We start from the raw sequence: 16,806 nt of genomic DNA, 5'->3' as shown, positions 1-16,806 counted from the left end.
CCTCACCCGCGAGAGCCAACGTCCGCGTGGCGCCGGGGGCCGAGGATCAGTCCGTGTCGTAGACCGTGACGGGGACGCCGTGATCCGCGAGTTCCGCGGCGACGAGGGGTTCGACGCGGTCCCAGCGCCCGCCGGCGAGGCCGCAGCCGATCCGGGGCATGTGGACGCTCGCGCCGAGTTCGGCGGCCTCGGCGGCGAGCCGGCGCAGGCACTCCCGCACCGCCTCGTAGCGGACCGGCGGGCCGGAGCTGCGGCTCGTCTTGAGGCCGTGCTGCCCGATCATGTTCGCGACCCACACGTCCGGCTTGACCTGGACGATCTGGACGGCGCCGAGCCCGAAGTCGTTGCCGGCGCGGCCGCGGTGCCAGCGGCGGTAGGCGGCCTCCGGCTCGGGCCAGCGCCGCGACACCGCCTCCACGAAGCCCCTGCCCCAGCCGCCGCGGTCGTTGCAGATGTGCGCGATGACCTTCGGCCCCTTGGCCTGGGGCGAGGTCGCGTCGCCCTTGAGGTACCGGATCCGCGCCATGATCGCGACGGTATCCGGGCGCACCGACGAAATCCGGGTGCACTGACGAAACGGCAGGGCCGGGCCGGGAAACGGTCTCCACTTCGGTGCGGGGTCGCTGCGGAAGGAGCAGCGCAGGCACTCCGCTTCTAGTGTGGCGCCATGAGCGATTCACCGCCGCACGCCGGGCACCACGGCCACCACCACGGGCATCACCACGGTGACGACGACCAGGCCGAGATGCTCGATCTCGGCGCGGACGTCCTGGCCGAGCACATCGCCGACATCATCGCCTGGCTGCCCGTCGAAGGGAGCCCCGGCCGGATCGTGGACCTGGGCTGCGGCACCGGGGCCGGGACGTTCGCGCTGCTCACCCGGTATCCGGAGGCCGGCGTCACCGCCGTCGACTCCTCGGCCGAGCACCTCGACCGCCTGCGGGAGAAGGCCCGCGAGCGCGGGATGGCCGAGCGCGTGCGCGCCGTCCAGGCGGACCTCGACGCCGACTGGCCCGACCTCGGCACGCCGGACCTGGTGTGGGCGTCGGCCTCGATGCACCACATGGCCGACCCGGAGCGCGCGCTGCGCAAGGTCCACGACCTGCTCGCGCCGGGCGGCCTGTTCGCCGTCGTGGAACTGGCCGGTTTCCCGCGCTTCCTCCCGGACGACGCCCCGCCGGACCGGCCGGGCCTGGAAGAACGCCTCCATGCCGTCGCCGACCGTCTCACCGCCGAGCAGATGCCCTACCGCGGCGCCGACTGGGGGCCGCTGCTGACCGCCGCCGGCTTCGCGCTCGCGGGCGAACGCGTCCTGACCGTGGACATCGACGGCTCGCGCGACGAGGCGGTCGGCCGCTACGCCCTGAGCAGCCTGCGCCGCATCCGGGACGCCGTCGCGGACGAGCTCGCGTCCGAGGACCTCGCCGCGCTCGACCGGCTGCTCGACACCGGCGGCCCCGGCGGCGTCCTGCACCGCGACGACCTGGCGGTCCGCACCGAGCGCGCCGTCTGGGCCGCCCGCCGAACCCGGTGAAGCGCTGGGGCTAGGCGGTGGTGGGGTCGGTCAGCATGCCGGCCAGGGTGACGAGCGCGTCCGCCCGCGGCTGGAAGGTGCCGATGGACGGCGCGTCGGTGTACGCGGAGATCAGCACGCCGCCGGAGATCTCCCACGCCGGCACCTCGCCGGCGAGCATCGCCGCGCGCAGCGCGGGCGTGAGCAGCCGCACCGCCTGCTGCTCGCCGAGCCCCCGGATCAGGAACCTCTTGTCGAACGCCGCGTCGCCGGTGCCGACGCCGCGGACCGGCATGAAGAACCCGCCGATCGCGGTGCGCTTCACGACCTCCACGTCCCGGTATCCGCCACTGGGAAGGAGGAAGTAGCGGGTCAGGTCGTGGGTCGTGGTCCTGCGGTTGTCGCCGGTGCCCTGGCTTTCCGTCCACCGGTGCCAGACCAGCCACAGCGGGTACGGCTCCTCGGCCGCGACCGCCAGCTTCGTCCGCCTGGACCGCACGGCCGACGCGACGGGACGGGGCATCGACTCGTCGCGCTCGACGGGCCGCCAGCCGCACGCGGCGATGTGCTCGCGCAGCTCCCTCATCTGCCGGCGGCTGCGGACGGCCGACCACACGATGACCACCACCGCCAGGACGACGAAGGCGATGAACACGCCGGTGGAGCCGGCGAGGCCCGGGTGCAGGGCTGAGGGGGCCGTGAGCGAGGGGCGTCCGAGTGCGCTGTCTGCCGCGAACATGCCGATTTCGACGTGCGGGCGGGGCCACGGGTTCGATCGAGCGCGGCGCCGCGAGGGAAAGCGGGGGAGTCAGCGGGTTCGGATGACGGGGCGGGAGGCGTGCGCTACTGTGTTCGAATGAGTCGAACAGAAGTTCGACTTGTTCGACCCGCTCGCCCGGGAGGCGACATGGTGGCGACGGCGGCCCCACCTCTCAACCGCACCGCACCTCTCAACCGCACCGCGCACGGCCGGCGGCACGAGCGCGCGACACGCCGCAGCGGTTTCTACCCAAATCTACGGCCGCAGCTATATCGCCTCATAGAGTCCGAGAGCGTGGACCCCGTGCGCAATCCCTATGCCCCTGGCGCCGGGCAGCGCCCCCCGGAGCTGGCCGGCCGCGACCGCGAGCTGAGGCAGTTCGAGGTGGTGCTGGAACGGGTCGCCCGGGGCCGCCCCGAGCGCAGCATGATCATCACCGGGCTGCGCGGCGTCGGCAAGACCGTGCTGCTCAACGCGTTCCGGTCGATGGCGATCCAGAAGCTGTGGGGCACCGGCAAGATCGAGGCGCGGCCCGACCAGTCGATCCGGCGGCCCGTCGCGTCCGCGCTGCACATGGCGGTGCGGGAGCTCGCGCCCCGGCACCGCGCACCCGACCGGATCGAGGCGTTCCTCGGCGTGCTGAAGGCGTTCGCGCAGGCCGGTCCGGAGCCGTCCGGCACCAAGGCGAAGGCGCGGGCGCACCGCTGGCAGCCCGGGATCGACGTGCCCGCCTCGCGCGGCCGCGCCGACTCCGGCGACCTGGAGATCGACCTCACCGAGCTGTTCGTGGACGCCGCGTCCGTCGCCACCGACGTCGGCGCCGGCATCGCGCTGTTCGTCGACGAGATGCAGGACGTGCCCGCCGACGACGTGTCCGCGCTGTGCGCCGCGTGCCACGAGCTGTCGCAGATCGGCGGCCCGCTGATCGTGGTCGGCGCGGGCCTGCCGCACCTGCCCGCCGTGCTGTCGGCGAGCAAGTCCTACTCCGAGCGGCTGTTCCGGTACGCGCGCATCGACCGGCTCGACCGCGAGTCCGCCGACGTCGCGCTCCTCGCGCCCGCCGAGCGGGAGGAGGTCACCTTCACCAAGGACGCCCTCGACGCGCTGTACGGCGCGGCCGACGGCTACCCCTACTTCGTGCAGGCGTACGCGAAGGTCGTCTGGGACGTCGCGCCCGACACCCCGATCACCGCCGAGGACATCCGGGTCGCCGCGCCGGAGGCCGAGAGCGAGCTAGCCGTGGGCTTCTTCGGCAGCCGCTACGAGCGGGCGACGCCCGCCGAGCGCGACTACATGCGCGCGATGGCGATGCTCGGCGACGATCCGGTGCCGACGGCGGCGGTCGCCGACGAGCTGGGCCGCAAGCCGTCCAGCCTGTCGCCCGCCCGCGACGGCCTGATCAAGAAGGGCCTGATCTACAGCGCGGAGCGCGGCATGGTCGCGTTCACGGTCCCGCACTTCGGCAAGTTCCTCCGCTCCCAGCCCGCCTGACCCGACAGTTCTCTACGGGTTTCTAGCCTGGATGCTAGAAGCCGTTATAAAGCCGCATCGGACCGCGCCGTCCGGTGTCTATTCGGCTTTCTAGCAAGCACGCTAGAAAGCCGTAGATTCTCCTGCCTTCCCTTCCGAGGTTTCTCTAAGGCTTTCTAGCTTTTTTCCTAGGTCTCTCTATAGAGATGCAGAGGGTGTTGTCCGGCATCGCGGTTGTTACACGGAGTTATCTGGGTATGGGGGCCGATGCGCCGGACCGAGCGCGAAAGGCCGATGTCGGGGGGATCACGATGGACGAGCAGGACCGCTACCGGGGCCAGGACCCGGACGACCTGTACTCGACGCGCGAGGAGGACGCCTACGAGCGCGGCGACGAGATGAGCTCGTCGATGGGATCGTCGGAGTCGCGGGGCACCGACGAGCCGTCGATGCGGCAGGAGCAGGGCGGCCAGGGCTACGGGCCCGGCCCGCACGGCTACCAGGACGAGCCCGGCTTCGAGGGCGGCGGCCACGGGTTCGGCGAGGACGACGAGTACTCCGCCGACATGGGCGGCATGCACGACGAGGACATGACGAGCCACCGCCCGCGCCGCCAGGACGACGAGGACGAGCTGTACGGCAACCAGCTCGACGACCTCCACGACCGCGACGACGAGACCGGCGAGAACTGGTGACGCGAGCCGGGGCCCCGGACCCCGGCTCGGACCCCCGCTTCGGACCCCGGCTCGGGCCTCAGGCGCCGCCCGCCTTGAACACCGGGCGGGTGGACGGGTCGGGCGTGTGCGGTGGGAACCGGCCGAGCAGCCCGAGCGCCTCGTCGATCGCCCGGACGAGCTGGGCGTCGGTGCCGTTCGCGTGGTCCTGCGGCGTGACGTCCACCTCGATGTCGGGGTCGGTGCCGTAGTTCTCGACGCGCCAGCCGACGTCGTCGAAGGCGAACGAGAACTCCGGCTGCGTGGTGACGGTGCCGTCGGCGAGGCGGTGCCGGGGCCGGATGCCGACGACGCCGCCCCACGTCCGGCGGCCGATGAGGGGGCCGAGGCCGAGCAGCTTGAACGCGTGGCTGAACAGGTCGCCGTCCGAGCCGGTCCGCTCGTTGGTGATCGCGACCATCGGGCCGCGCGGCGACTCGCGCGGGTACGGCATCGGGACGCCCCAGCGCGGGAAGTTGTAGCCGATCCGGCGGCGCGCGAGCTTCTGCAGCAGCAGCCCGGACACGTTGCCGCCGCCGTTGAACCGGACGTCGACGATCAGCGCCTCGCGGTCGTACTCGGCGAGGAAGCCGCGGTGGAACTCGGCGAACCCGTCCGCGCCCATGTCGGGGACGTGCAGGTAGCCGGCGCGCCCGCCGGTCCGCTCGTGCACGAGGGCGCGGTTCGCGGCGACCCAGTCGCGGTACCGGCCGGGACGCTCGTCGGCGAGCGTCGTCACGGCGACGGTGAAGGGGGCGGCGTCGCCGCGCCGGATCGTCAGCAGCACCTCCTCGCCGGCCAGGTTGACCAGCCGCTCGCCGGGGACGACGCCGCCGGGCGCGACGGGCTCGCCGTTGATCGCGACGACCGCGTCGCCGGGCCGGACGTCGATGCCCGGACGGTTCAGCGGGGACGTGGCGGCGGGGTCCCACGGATCGCCCTCGATGATGTGCGCGAGCACGAACCGGCCGTCGCGGACGGCCCAGTCGACGCCGAGGAAACCCTGGGCGTAGACGGGGCGGCTGCGGTACTCGCCGCCGATCTCGTAGGCGTGGGACGTGCCGAGCTCGCCCTGCATCTCCCACAGCAGGTCGGAGAACTCCCCACGAGTTGTCACTTTGTCGACAAGGGGGAGGTAGCGGCGGTACACGGCGTCCCAGTCGATGCCCGCCATGTCCTCGTCCCAGAAGTGCTCGCGCTGCAGCACCCACGTCTCGCGGAGCATCTGCCGCCATTCGGTCGCCGGGGACACCGACACCTTGACGCGGTCGAGGTCGATCCAGCCGCTGCGGCGGCCCGGCCGGTCGTCCGGGGGCTGCTCGCGGCCCGCCGTGACCAGCCGCAACCGTGACCGGGACCGGTAGAGCAGCGTGGCGCCGTCGCGGGCGAGCCAGAAGTCGCCGACGTCGCGCAGCCGCGTCCGGGCCTGCCGTGCCGCGAAGTCGAACGCGTCGACGCGGCCGAGCGGCGGGTCGTCGCCGCGGCCGCCCTTCACCGGGAACACCGAGTACAGCGCCTGGCCCTTGATCCCGGCGATCCGCCCGTAGCGGCCCTCCGCGACGGGGAACGCGACGACCCGCCGCTCGATCCCGACGAAGTCGATCGGGAGCCGTGTCGAGGCCGCGACGCTCGCGCCGAGACGGCCGGGGCCGGTGACGTCCCGCGCGTCCGACCCCTCGGCGAGGCTCGCCTCGCCGGGCGAAGGGGCGGTCTCGCCGGTCACCGGACGCGGCGCCGCCGCGAACGGCGACGGCACGTCCTTCCGCAGCGTGATCGCGTACGGGCGGGCGCCGAGCGGGAACCCCCGGTCGAACTGGAGCGTGTCGGACACCGGGTCGAACACGCGCTGCCCGATGAAGTACAGGTACCGGCCCTCCGGGTCCCAGGCGGGGGCGCGGTCGTGCAGGACGGGCCGGGTGACCGGCGCGACGAGGCCCGTCTCGGCGTTGCACACCTTGATCGCGGTCGTCTGCGCGGACGTCGGGCAGGCGTAGGCGAGCCACTCGCCGCCGGGCGACCAGGCCAGGCCGGTGATCGCGCCGTACGGGCTGACGTCGAGCGGCACCGGCTCCAGCGGGCCGTCGCCGTCCGGTTCGAGCAGGTACAGCTCGTTTCGGTGGTTGGTGAACGCGAACCGGTCCGCGGCCGGCGACGGCGCCAGCTCCAGCACCCGGCCGACGTCCCCGGACGTCTCGGCGTGCGCCGCGTCCCGGGCGCCGGACGCCGTCAGCACGACGAGGCGCTCCCGGCCGTCCTCGCCGGACGCGGCCGCGATCAGCCGCCGGTCGTCGTTGAACCAGGTCAGCAGCCGGTACCGGACGCCGTCCTGCCGCCCGTGCTGGCGGACGGGCCCCTCCCAGGCCGCGAACGAGTACGCCTTGCCGCGCGTGGTGATCGCCAGGCCGTCGCCCGCCGAGTTCACCGTGACCGTGTCGAGGTACTCGGCGGCGGGCACGAAACGCCGGTTCCGCTGCGTGCGCGAGCTGCCGAGCCGCACGTCGATCCGGCGGGGGCCGGCGGCGTCGTCCGGGTCGAGGACGTACAGGTCGGCGGCGGCGTGGTAGACGAGCCGGCGGCCGTCGTCGGCGAGATTGCGGGCGTAGTAGTCCTCGTGATGGGTGTGCCTGCGCAGGCCGGAGCCGTCGGGCAGGCACGAGTAGACGTTCCCGACGCCCTCGTGGTCGGACAGGAAGTAGATCCGGCCGCCGACCCGGCAGGGCGCGGCGAGGTTCCCGTCCAGCTCGATCAGCCGCCGGAAGTCCCCGGCGTCGCCGGAACCGTCAGAACCGCCGGAACCGCCGGAGCCGCCGGGGGCGATCCACAGGTCGCCGGCGGTGCCGCCCCGGTACCGCTTCCACCGCGCCGGGTCGGCGGTGTTGCGGCCGATGACGACCGCGCCGTCCGGCCCGTACGTGACGCTGCTCGCGGGCCCGTACGGCAGCTCGGCCGGAATCCCGCTGCCGGACGGATCGATCGCGTACAACCACTGGTAGCCGCGGAACGGGCGCCGGACATCGGACGCATAGACGATCCGTCCGTCCGGGTCCCAGCCGGTGATCGTGCAGGACGTCCCGTGGAACGTCAGCCGGCGCGCCGCGCCGCCCGCGGCCGGCATCACGTACACCTCGGCGGGGCCCTCCTCGCGCCCGACGAACGCCAGCAGTCGCCCGTCCGGGGACAGCCGCGGGTAGGCGGCCGCCGCGACCCCGGCCGTCAGCCGGTAGGCCCGGCCGCCGGACGCGGGGACCGTCCACAGGTCGTCCTCGCACACGAAGACGACGTCGTCCCCGCGGATCGACGGGAAGCGCAGGTAGCCGCCGCCGTTTCCCCCCACGCGCGGTCAGTGCCCGCTCTCCCCGCGAGGAATCTCTACGGCATTCTTGGACGTGTCCAATACTCGGTTAGACGGAGGTCGTCACCGGTGCCGGGACGAGCGCCGCCCGGACGGTCCGGCCCCGTTCGGCCGTCGACACCGCGAACACGACCTCCAGGTCCTGCCCGTCGACGCGGGCCGGGTAGACGACGAACCGCCAGCAGCCCTCGCGCCACACGTCCAGCGGGACCGCGCTGGCCACGGCGTTCTCGTGCTCCACCCATGCGGCGCTGTCATAGAGCGCCGCATACGTCTCCGCCAGGGGGCTGCGGCGCCGCTCGCACGGCGTCTCCGGACGCCCCAGCCCGCGCGCGCGGGACCGCCTGTCCAGCAGCTCCGGCAGCTCGGGGGACAGCGCCGCGAACAGCGCCAGCTCCAGGATCAGCACCGGACCGACCTGCGTGTGCTCGTCCCGCAGAACGTCCAGGCCCGCCATGGGCGCGCCCAGCGACGCTATGCCCGCGCCGGTGAACAGCAGCGCGCGCGCCACGCTGCGGCGGCCGACCCGCTTGGCGCTGAGGCCGCCGAAGCAGCCGCACCCCGCGTCCGGCCGCCGCACGCGCAGCTCCCCCACCACCCAGGTCGCCGCCGCGAACGCCAGCGTCGTCGCCAGCCGCACGGAGAACTGGGAGGTCACCAGCAGCGCCAGCCCGAGCAGCCCCTCGCCGAGCCCGAGCCCGACGTTCAGCCCGCGGCTGCGGCGCAGCGCCGTCAGCCCCGCGAGCCCGGCCGGGACCGGCACCCCGTGCACGTGGTCGGGCGCGTCCGCCACCCGCTCGCGGATCGTCAGCTTCGCCAGGCAGGCCGCCAGCAGCACCATCGCCAGCAGCAGGACCTGCGTGTTCTGGAACGTCACCATGACGAGCCCTCCTCCGCGGCGCCGCCGAAACCGATGGCCGGGACGTCCGGCCGCGCGAGCACGTTGAAGCACCCGGTCTCCAGATCGCCGCCGAGCCCCACGAACGTCTCCGGGGTCAGCTCCACGATCCGGCCGCGCGGCGACGCCCCGCACTCCACGCACCGGTCGCAGAACCGGGCCGCCGCGCAGCCGCACTCCACCACCGGGACGCGCCCCGCGCGCCCGCTGCACTCGTTGTGCACCGTGATCTCGCTGCCGATCGACAGGTACGGGAACGCGACGCAGCCGGACGGGGCGTCCGCGCACCCGCCGCCGTCGCCCTCCGGATCGACCGCCGGGTACGCCGCGCCGCGCGGCGCCGGGGGCCGCGCGAACCAGGTCGCCGTCCCGCGCAGCACCGCCGGCGCGGGCTCGGACGCCTCCGGCCCGGCCAGGTCGTCGGCCCGGTAGCCCGGCTGCGACGTGCCCGGGCGCACCGCCTGCGGCCCGCCGGGGGAGCGCACGCAGATCACGTCGACGAGGTAGCCGGGCTCCAGCCGCGGGTGCCGGACCAGCACCTGCTGGAGGGCGTGCGGGGGGATCGCCACATGGGCGCGGCCGCGATGGGGTCCCATGTCCACCTCCCAGGCGTCCCGCCCGCACGCCAGCAGGGTGCCGGCGACCCGGTCGGCGTCGACCCAGATCCGGTCGACGCCCGGCCCGCCGGCCTTCGGCCTCACGATCGCCTCGCGCCCCGGGCGCAGCGCGGCGAGGCCCCCGCGCCCGCCGTGCCACACGGTCGTGTCCCCGCTCATCGCGAGCCGCAGCTCGGCGCCGTCGGCGTCCAGCACCAGCAGGTGCGGGCTGGCGTCCAGGATCGTCCCGGACAGCGCGCCGAGCGGCCGGGCGGCGTTCTCCGGGAGGCCGGCACCGGTCTCCGGGGACGCGCCGAGCACGGCCTCCCGGAGACGGCGGCGCCTGGCTCCACGGCGGTGGGGTAGCGGCATGGCGGCACTCCGGCTCGAACTTCACGGGGCGTGACGTCTGTTAGGACGGCGAGTCAAGAGTCACGCGCGGTGCACGCGCTGTCGACGGATTTGTCGCGATAAGTCGATCGACGGGAGATGTTCAATCGACCTCGGATGAGGATTATTAACTGGTTGACCCGGATATGTACTTTAAGTAGGACCGGAATTACGATCAACCTGAGATCGTCAACTGTACCGGGAACCGGCACGGCCAAGATCGACTGGCTCGCCGGCTCCGCGACCCCTGGTTCGGTGGTGACGGTGAGCAGCACGCGGCACGAGGAGTTCCGCGCCTACGTGGCGGACCGCGGCCCCACCCTGCTGCGCGCCGCGATGCGCCTGACCAGCGACCGCGCCGAGGCCGAGGACCTGCTGCAGGCCGCGCTCGCCAAGACCTACCTCGCCTGGGACCGCATCCACGACCGCGCCGCCGTCGACGGCTACGTCCGGCGCGCCATGGCGAACACGCAGATCTCATGGTGGCGCCGGAAAAAGTTGGATATCTACCCCACGGATGAAGTTCCCGACCGTCCGGTGGACGATCACACCCGGCGCGCCGAAATGCGCGACGCCCTCGGCCGCGCGCTCGGCCGGCTCCCCGAACGCCAGCGCCTCGCGGTCATGCTCCGCTATTACGAGGACATGTCCGAAGCGGAGATCGCGGACGTCCTCGGCGTCAGCGTCGGCACGGTCAAGAGCACCGTCTCCCGCGCCATGGCCCGCCTCCGCGACGACGACGCCCTCGGCGACGACTTCCCCGGAGTCCCCAGCCAGCCCAGGGGGACGACCCCCTGGAACCCCCGTCACGACTGACGGCTGCGGTTCGACCTGCCGGGGTGGGGGCGGCCTCTGGGCAAACGGGGGGCGGTGGGCTAGAACGGAGTTCCGCAGCTAGGCCGCAGCGAGCCGGAGGTGTGCCGTGTGGAGCACCATGCAGGACTTTCCGCTGACCATCACCACGATCATGCGGTACGGCACGCAGGTGTGCGGGTCCGCGGAGATCGCGACCTGGACCGGGGACGGCGCGCGGCGCCGGAGTTACGCCGAGGTCGGTGAGCGCGCCGCCCGGCTCGCCGGGGCGCTGCGCGCGCTCGGGGTGGACGGCGACCAGCGCGTCGCCACGTTCATGTGGAACAACACCGAGCACCTGGAGGCGTACCTCGCGGTCCCGTCGATGGGGGCCGTCCTGCACACGCTGAACCTGCGGCTGTTCCCCGACCAGCTCGTGTACATCGCGAACCACGCCGAGGACCACGTCGTCATCGTGGACGGGTCGCTGATCCCGCTGCTCGCGCCGGTGCTGCCGCAGATGAAGACCGTCCGGCACGTCGTCGTGGTGGGCGAGGGCGACACCGCGCCGCTGGAGGGGGCCGGCAAGGAGCTGCACTCGTACGAGGAGCTGCTCGCCGCCGCGCCGCCGGAGTTCGAGTGGCCGGAGATCGACGAACGCGCGGCGGCGGCCATGTGCTACACGAGCGGCACCACCGGCAACCCGAAGGGCGTCGTCTACTCGCACCGGTCGGCGTACCTGCACTCGCTGTCGGTGTGCACCGGGAACGCGCTCGGGATGAGCGGCGCCGACGTGGTGCTGCCGGTGGTCCCGATGTTCCACGCGAACGCGTGGGGCCTGCCGTACGCGGCGATGCTGGCGGGCGCGGCCCTGGTGATGCCGGACCGGTTCCTGCAGGCCGAGCCGTTGGTGAAGCTGATCGAGGCGGAGCGTCCGACGATCGCGGGCGCCGTCCCGACGATCTGGTCGGACGTGCTGCGGTACACGCGGGAGCACGGCTCGGACCTCAGCTCGCTGCGGCTCGTCCCGTGCGGCGGGTCGGCGGTGCCGGAGGCGCTGATGCGCGGGTTCGACGAGATCGGCGTGCGGATCGTGCAGGCGTGGGGCATGACGGAGACGTCGCCGGTCGCGACGATGGCGCACGCGCCGGCCGGCGCGGAGGGGGACCGGGCCTGGCAGGCGCGGGTCAGCCAGGGCCGGGTGCTGGCCGGCCTGGAGATCCGGGTGGTCGGGGACGGGGACGTGGTGCTGCCGAACGACGGGGAGGCCGTCGGCGAGGTGGAGATCCGCGGCCCGTGGATCACCGGCGCCTACTACCGCGACGAGGACCCGGGCAAGTTCCACGACGGGTGGCTGCGCACGGGCGACGTCGGCAACCTCTCCCCCGACGGGTACATGGTCCTCACGGACCGGGCGAAGGACGTCATCAAGTCGGGCGGCGAGTGGATCTCCTCGGTGGAGCTGGAGAACCACCTGATGGCGCATCCGGACGTGCTGGAGGCGGCCGTGGTCGGCGTCCCGGACGACCGCTGGCAGGAGCGCCCGCTGGCGTCCGTGGTCCTCCGGGACGGCGCGTCGGTCACGGCGGCGCAGCTCAGGGAGTTCCTCACCGACCGGGTGCCGAAATGGCAGCTCCCCGAGCGCTGGGCGTTCATCGCCGAAGTGCCCAAGACGAGCGTCGGGAAGTTCGACAAGAAGGTGCTGCGCCGCCGCTACGCGGAGGGCGGGCTGGAGGTCGAGCGCGCCGACTGAGCGAGGTGCGCGGCGATCGCGTCCTCCCAGGACCGCAGGAACGCCGCGTACCCGCCGGCGAACGCGTCGAGGTCGTGCGCGCCGCCGGCGGTGAGGGCCGTCAGGTCGTAGACGACCTCGGCGGTGCTGCCGCCGTCCGGGTGCGGGGCGACGTCGACGGTGACCGTCCCGGCGCGGTGGCCGGGCGTGACGCGGGCGTAGGAGACGCGGCGTCCGGGGTCGCGGGCGAGGACGACCCAGGTCGTCCGCTCGGTGCCGTGGACGGTCTCGAACACCGTTCCCGGTTCGGTGTCGTCGGGGGCGTCCGCGGGGAAGGCGGGCCGCCAGCCGTCCACCCAGAGCTCCTCACCGCGCGGGGTGAACAGGGTGAACGCCTCGGCGGGCGGCAGCGGGACCCGGACGGTCCCGGCGAGCCGGCGCCTCATCGGGGATCGCCGTCCTCGGTGAGGGCGTGCGCGTCGGCGGCGGTGAGGGTCAGCCCGTACACGGACTTGAGCTGCCGGATCTTGCCGAGCGTCTCGGGGGAGAAGGGGGCGCTGCCGTCGAAGGCGTGCAGGGCGATGCCCTCGACCAGGTCGCCGAGCGAGATGTCGAGGTACTCGGCCAGCCCCTTGAGCACCTTCAGCACGTTGCGTTCGATCCGCAGGCCGGTCTGGACGCGGTCAACTTGTACCATGGTACCAAGATAACATGATCTGACCGGATTCTGACGCTCGGTCATGAACAAAGTGATCACGGAGCGGTACGGGTACTTGAGCGCTCGGTCACCGGTACCGGCGATTTCGGGGGATCGAGTGGTGTCGACGGGGCCAAGGGGTGTATGCAAGGTGGGCTGATTGTCCGGACGGCCCCTTTGGGGGCGGACTTCCATGCCGGTGCCGGGGAGCGTGTATGCCCAGGTTGTCCCCCTCCGAAGACGCGGCGGACCGGAAACTGGTCCTGGGTCTGAACGAAGGCGACGAAGCGGCCCTGGGCACGCTCTATGACGAGTACGGTGAGCGCCTTTACGACTACGCGTTGTCAATGACGGGCGATGAGAAGACCGCCGCCGGCATCGTCCACGACACCTTCATCGACGCGTGCCGCCGCGCGCCCCGGATGCGCGACCACCTGCACCTGAGCTCCTGGCTTTACGGCGCCGCCCGGCGCCGCTGCATCCGCCGCGGCCGCCCCCGGCACCTGTACTGGGACCGGGACGCCGAGTTCTCCGACACCCCGTTCCTGGAGCACGCCGACGCGGGCGACGTCTCCGGCTGGCCGCCGTCGGCCGAGCTCCACGACCTGCTGCGCACCGCGCTCGACGCCCTCGACCCGGTCGACCAGGAGGCCGTGCTGCTGGCGTTCCGGCACGACCTGCCGCCCGCGCGGCTCGGCGCCGCGCTCGGGATGTCGGGACGCCGCGCCGCTGCGCGGGTCCGCCAGGGCGGCGCCGCCATGGACGCCGCGCTCGCCGCCGAGGCCGTCCGGGCCGCCCGCTCCTGCGCCGGGTCCGCCGGGACCGCGGCGCCCGCCGCGCCGCCCGCCGTCGAGCCCGACGACGAGGAGCCCGCCGAGGAGGCCCGTCCCACCGCCGTCGCGGTCCTGGCGGCCCGCACCCCGCCGAAGCGGCAGCCCGCGCCCGAAGCCGAGAACGCCGCAGACGCTGAAGACGCAGAGGACGTCGAGGACGTTCCGGAGGAGGCGCCCCCGCCGGACGGCGCGTCCGGCGCCGTCCGCGAGGAGCCGAGGCGCGGGCCGCTGTCGATCGCGCTGTGGCAGACGTTCCACCGCCGCGGCGAGATCGGCGCGGACGCCGCGACCGCCGACCCGTCCGTCGCCGAGCACGTCGCGGGCTGCGCCGCCTGCCGGGCCCGCGCCCGGGTCCGCGCCGCGCCGCTGCTGCGCCGGGCGCCCGCGCCCGTGCTGCCCGCCGCGCTGCGGCACCGCGTCATGCACACCGCGACCGACCCCGAGCTGGCCGGCTACCGCGCCGACATCGCGGCGCGCGGCGGCGCGCTCACCCCGGAGGGCCTGCCGAGCCAGCCGGACGTGCCGTCGCCGTTCACCCGGCGGTGGCTGTTCACCGGCGGCGGGATGGTGGGCGCGCTGGTCGCGGCGGTCGTCGCGGCGCTCCTCATGGGCCCGGGGATCGGCGGCGGCACGCTGTCGTGGCCGCCGTTCCTGAACCAGCCGTCGATCAAGCACGAGGGCGGGCACGGCGGCGGCAAGGAGCACGGCGGCCACCGGTCCGGCACGCCCGGCGGGCCCGGCGGGACGCCCGGGGCGCCGGGCGGCTCGTCCGGCGCGCCCGTCCAGCCGCAGACCGACGAGAAGGACCCGTCGCCGCCCGCGACGACCGCGCCGCCGTCGCCCGCGCCGACCACCCCGAAGCCGCCGGCGCGGCCGGGCGTGCTCGTGGTGAACCCGGGCACGGTCGAGATGTACGGGACCAAGACAGCGCAGGTCAGCCTGTCCGCCCGGAACGGCCCGGTGACCTGGACGGCGATGACGTCGAACGGCGAGCTGGTGCTGTCGCAGATGCAGGGCGGGGTCGCCAAGGGCGGCACGGCGCGCGTGACGGTCACGCTGCGAACGGCGCTCATCGGGCTGCCCGGCCAGGGCACGCTGACCTTCACCGACTCCGAGGGCGCCGCCCACACGGTCACCGTGAAGTGGGGCGCCTCGCTGCTGTGACGCGCAGGCCCGGGCCGCGGCGGGGGCTCAACCCGCGGCGGGGCGGTCGTCGCCCGCGAGGTGGTCCCTGATCGTCTCGAGGTGCTCGCCCAGCGCCGCCTGGACGCGGGCCTCCATCGCCCGCGCGATGAGCGGGTCGACGACCATCTTCACGAGCGGCCGCATCCGCCGCACCACGGCGGCGACCTCGGTGACCTCCTCGCCGCCCGGCTGGTCCTCCAGCCGGGCGAAGACGTGCTCCTGGACGAGCCCGACGAACCGTCCCGCGATCACGTCCACGTCGCCGCGGATCTTCTCGGCGATGTCGAGCACGGCGTCCAGCGGGATGCCCGCCGCGACCAGCTCTGCGCCGACGTGCAGGAGCCGCGGGCTCGGCACGCGGAACTTGTCGCCGTCGGGCTCGATGAGGCCAAGCGCGACGGTCCGCTCCCGCATCCGCTCGCGCTCCGCCTCGTCCAGGCCGGTGCCGAAGATCGCGACGAGTTCGTCGTAGGCGACGGTGCCGGGGATCTCGTCCGACCACGGGTCGGTGAGGACCTTCTCCAGGCCGAGGACGTCGCCGACGTCCTTGCCGGTCTCCCACGCCGTCAGCAGGTCCTTGATGACCGCGAACGTGTAGCCGCGGCCGAGGAGCTGGCCGATCAGCCGCAGCCGGGCCAGGTGGGAGTCGTCGTACAGGCCGACCCGGCCGGCGAGGCGCGGCGGCGGCAGCAGCCCCCGGTCCTGGTAGGCGCGGATGTTGCGCACGGTGCTCCCGGCGGCGCGCGCCAGGTCGTCGATTCGGTACTCGGCCATGCCCCGCCTGCCGGTTGCGTCCATCTTGACCGCCGCGATCTTACTCCGCCATCATTGTGACATTGATCAATGAGACATAGAGGGGGAGTCCATGACGGACCCCGGCGGACCCCTGGACATCGAGGAGACCCTCCTCGGCGGACCCCTGCGCTACACCCGCAAGGACGTCGAGGCCCTCTCCGGCGTCCCCGACGCGTACGCGCGCCGCATCTGGCAGGCCCTGGGCTTCCCCATCCCGCCCGACGACGAGGTCGCCTTCACCGACGGCGACGTCACCGCCCTCCGCGAGATCAACGAGGTGCTCGGGCACGACCTCGTCGACGAGGACACCGTCCTGCAGCTCGTCCGCGCCGTCGGCCAGACGATGGGACGGCTCGCGAGCTGGCTCGGCGACGTCTGGCTGCAGCGCCTCAGCGTGCTGCCCGCCGACCAGCCCGTCACGCCCGACCTGGTCACCGCCGCCCTCGCCGCCACCGAGGAGCTGCGGCCCGCGTTCGAGCGGCTGCTGCTGCACGGCTGGCGCCGCCAGCTCACCGCCGCCGGGATGCGCGCCGCCGCCGTCACGGCCGCCGCGCCGTCCGACCCCGCCGCCGGCCTCGCCCACCTCGCGGTCGGGTTCGCCGACGTCGTGTCCTTCACCCGGCTCAGCCGCAGCCTCGACGCCGACGCGCTCGCCGCGTTCGTCGAGCGGTTCGAGTCCGCGGCGGCCGAGATCGTCGCGGACCTCGGCGGGCGCGTCGTCAAGACGCTCGGCGACGAGGTCCTCTTCGTCGCGACCGACCCGTCCGCCGCCGCCGAGATCGGGCTGCGCGTCGCGGAGCGCTTCAACACCGACCCCGAGTTCCCCAAGGTCCGCGTCGGCCTCGCGTACGGCGAGGTCATCCAGCGGCTCGGCGACGTCTTCGGCACGCCCGTCAACCTCGCCGCCCGCCTCACCGCGACCGCCTATCCCGGCACCGTCCTGGTCGACGGCGAGCTGGCGTCCGCGCTCCCGGCCGGCGGCCGCTTCGACATCTCGTCGCTCCGCCCGCGCCCGCTGCAAGGGCTGGGGAGGGTTCGGCCGCGGCTTCTGCGCCGCGCCCCTGGCGACCGGCACTGACC

Annotated in this window: 15 protein-coding genes; 7 read left to right on the top strand and 8 right to left on the bottom strand. The window is 73.8% G+C overall.

The genetic code is table 11. The annotated features are described in order from the left end of the window. Nucleotides 1–46 precede the first annotated feature (46 nt). Nucleotides 47–526 (bottom strand): macro domain-containing protein, encoded by a 480-nt coding sequence (locus AB0C78_RS05430; RefSeq protein ID WP_360742026.1) that lies wholly within the window; start codon nucleotides 524–526, stop codon nucleotides 47–49. 141 nt (nucleotides 527–667) lie between these two features. Here AB0C78_RS05430 and AB0C78_RS05425 point away from each other — a divergent pair, with 141 nt between their 5' ends. Continuing rightward, nucleotides 668–1,534, top strand: a complete 867-nt coding sequence (locus AB0C78_RS05425; protein ID WP_360742023.1) for a class I SAM-dependent methyltransferase — start codon at nucleotides 668–670, stop codon at nucleotides 1,532–1,534. A gap of 10 nt (nucleotides 1,535–1,544) precedes the next feature. Here AB0C78_RS05425 and AB0C78_RS05420 read toward each other — a convergent pair whose 3' ends face one another. Beyond that, on the bottom strand, nucleotides 1,545–2,252 hold the full coding sequence (locus AB0C78_RS05420) for a hypothetical protein (protein ID WP_360742020.1): 708 nt from the start codon (nucleotides 2,250–2,252) through the stop codon (nucleotides 1,545–1,547). A 315-nt stretch (nucleotides 2,253–2,567) separates the two neighbouring features. Between AB0C78_RS05420 and AB0C78_RS05415 the strand changes: the two genes are divergently transcribed. Continuing rightward, nucleotides 2,568–3,764, top strand: a complete 1,197-nt coding sequence (locus tag AB0C78_RS05415) for an ATP-binding protein (protein WP_151543375.1) — start codon at nucleotides 2,568–2,570, stop codon at nucleotides 3,762–3,764. 290 nt (nucleotides 3,765–4,054) lie between these two features. Further along, nucleotides 4,055–4,438, top strand: coding sequence for a hypothetical protein (locus AB0C78_RS05410; protein ID WP_360742016.1), 384 nt, complete (start codon nucleotides 4,055–4,057; stop codon nucleotides 4,436–4,438). 58 nt (nucleotides 4,439–4,496) lie between these two features. Here AB0C78_RS05410 and AB0C78_RS05405 read toward each other — a convergent pair whose 3' ends face one another. From AB0C78_RS05405 to AB0C78_RS05395, 3 genes are all read right to left on the bottom strand, one after another. Continuing rightward, on the bottom strand, nucleotides 4,497–7,790 hold the full coding sequence (locus AB0C78_RS05405; RefSeq protein WP_360742013.1) for a S41 family peptidase: 3,294 nt from the start codon (nucleotides 7,788–7,790) through the stop codon (nucleotides 4,497–4,499). 67 nt (nucleotides 7,791–7,857) lie between these two features. Continuing rightward, nucleotides 7,858–8,688 carry a MauE/DoxX family redox-associated membrane protein gene (locus AB0C78_RS05400; protein ID WP_192809050.1) on the bottom strand — a complete coding sequence of 277 codons (831 nt, stop codon included), beginning with the start codon at nucleotides 8,686–8,688 and terminating at the stop codon, nucleotides 7,858–7,860. Continuing rightward, nucleotides 8,682–9,674 carry a hypothetical protein gene (locus AB0C78_RS05395; protein WP_360742009.1) on the bottom strand — a complete coding sequence of 331 codons (993 nt, stop codon included), beginning with the start codon at nucleotides 9,672–9,674 and terminating at the stop codon, nucleotides 8,682–8,684. The genes AB0C78_RS05400 and AB0C78_RS05395 overlap by 7 nt, the downstream gene beginning before the upstream one ends. Before the next feature lie 282 nt (nucleotides 9,675–9,956). On the opposite strand from AB0C78_RS05395, the gene AB0C78_RS05390 reads away from it, so the two are divergent. Together AB0C78_RS05390 and AB0C78_RS05385 are read left to right on the top strand one after the other, a co-directional pair. Beyond that, a complete protein-coding gene (locus AB0C78_RS05390) occupies nucleotides 9,957–10,508 on the top strand; it encodes a SigE family RNA polymerase sigma factor (protein WP_225992024.1) in 552 nt (183 codons plus the stop codon). A 118-nt stretch (nucleotides 10,509–10,626) separates the two neighbouring features. Beyond that, complete coding sequence (locus AB0C78_RS05385; RefSeq protein WP_360742005.1) at nucleotides 10,627–12,237, top strand: long-chain fatty acid--CoA ligase; 1,611 nt, start codon at nucleotides 10,627–10,629, stop codon at nucleotides 12,235–12,237. Here the strand turns inward: AB0C78_RS05385 and AB0C78_RS05380 are convergent. Both AB0C78_RS05380 and AB0C78_RS05375 read right to left on the bottom strand, forming a co-directional pair. Further along, on the bottom strand, nucleotides 12,198–12,662 hold the full coding sequence (locus AB0C78_RS05380) for an SRPBCC family protein (RefSeq protein ID WP_360742002.1): 465 nt from the start codon (nucleotides 12,660–12,662) through the stop codon (nucleotides 12,198–12,200). The two genes, AB0C78_RS05385 and AB0C78_RS05380, sit on opposite strands and share 40 nt — an antisense overlap. Beyond that, nucleotides 12,659–12,913, bottom strand: coding sequence for a hypothetical protein (locus AB0C78_RS05375; protein WP_151543368.1), 255 nt, complete (start codon nucleotides 12,911–12,913; stop codon nucleotides 12,659–12,661). The genes AB0C78_RS05380 and AB0C78_RS05375 overlap by 4 nt, the downstream gene beginning before the upstream one ends. Nucleotides 12,914–13,128: 215 nt before the next feature. Here AB0C78_RS05375 and AB0C78_RS05370 point away from each other — a divergent pair, with 215 nt between their 5' ends. Further along, entirely contained in the window at nucleotides 13,129–14,910 is a 1,782-nt protein-coding gene (locus AB0C78_RS05370) for a sigma-70 family RNA polymerase sigma factor (RefSeq protein WP_360741998.1), read from the top strand. Nucleotides 14,911–14,937: 27 nt separating this feature from the next. On the opposite strand, the gene AB0C78_RS05365 is transcribed toward AB0C78_RS05370, so the two are convergent. Beyond that, nucleotides 14,938–15,705 carry a MerR family transcriptional regulator gene (locus tag AB0C78_RS05365; protein WP_360741995.1) on the bottom strand — a complete coding sequence of 256 codons (768 nt, stop codon included), beginning with the start codon at nucleotides 15,703–15,705 and terminating at the stop codon, nucleotides 14,938–14,940. Nucleotides 15,706–15,796: 91 nt separating this feature from the next. On the opposite strand from AB0C78_RS05365, the gene AB0C78_RS05360 reads away from it, so the two are divergent. Beyond that, entirely contained in the window at nucleotides 15,797–16,804 is a 1,008-nt protein-coding gene (locus tag AB0C78_RS05360; RefSeq protein WP_360741992.1) for an adenylate/guanylate cyclase domain-containing protein, read from the top strand. The last annotated feature ends 2 nt before the right edge of the window (nucleotides 16,805–16,806 follow it).

Source organism: Actinomadura sp. NPDC048394 (assembly GCF_040651755.1).
Taxonomy (GTDB): domain Bacteria; phylum Actinomycetota; class Actinomycetes; order Streptosporangiales; family Streptosporangiaceae; genus Spirillospora; species Spirillospora montaniterrae.
Note: the sequence above shows the minus strand (reverse complement) of the source record. Positions and strands in the feature narration are given on the sequence as shown.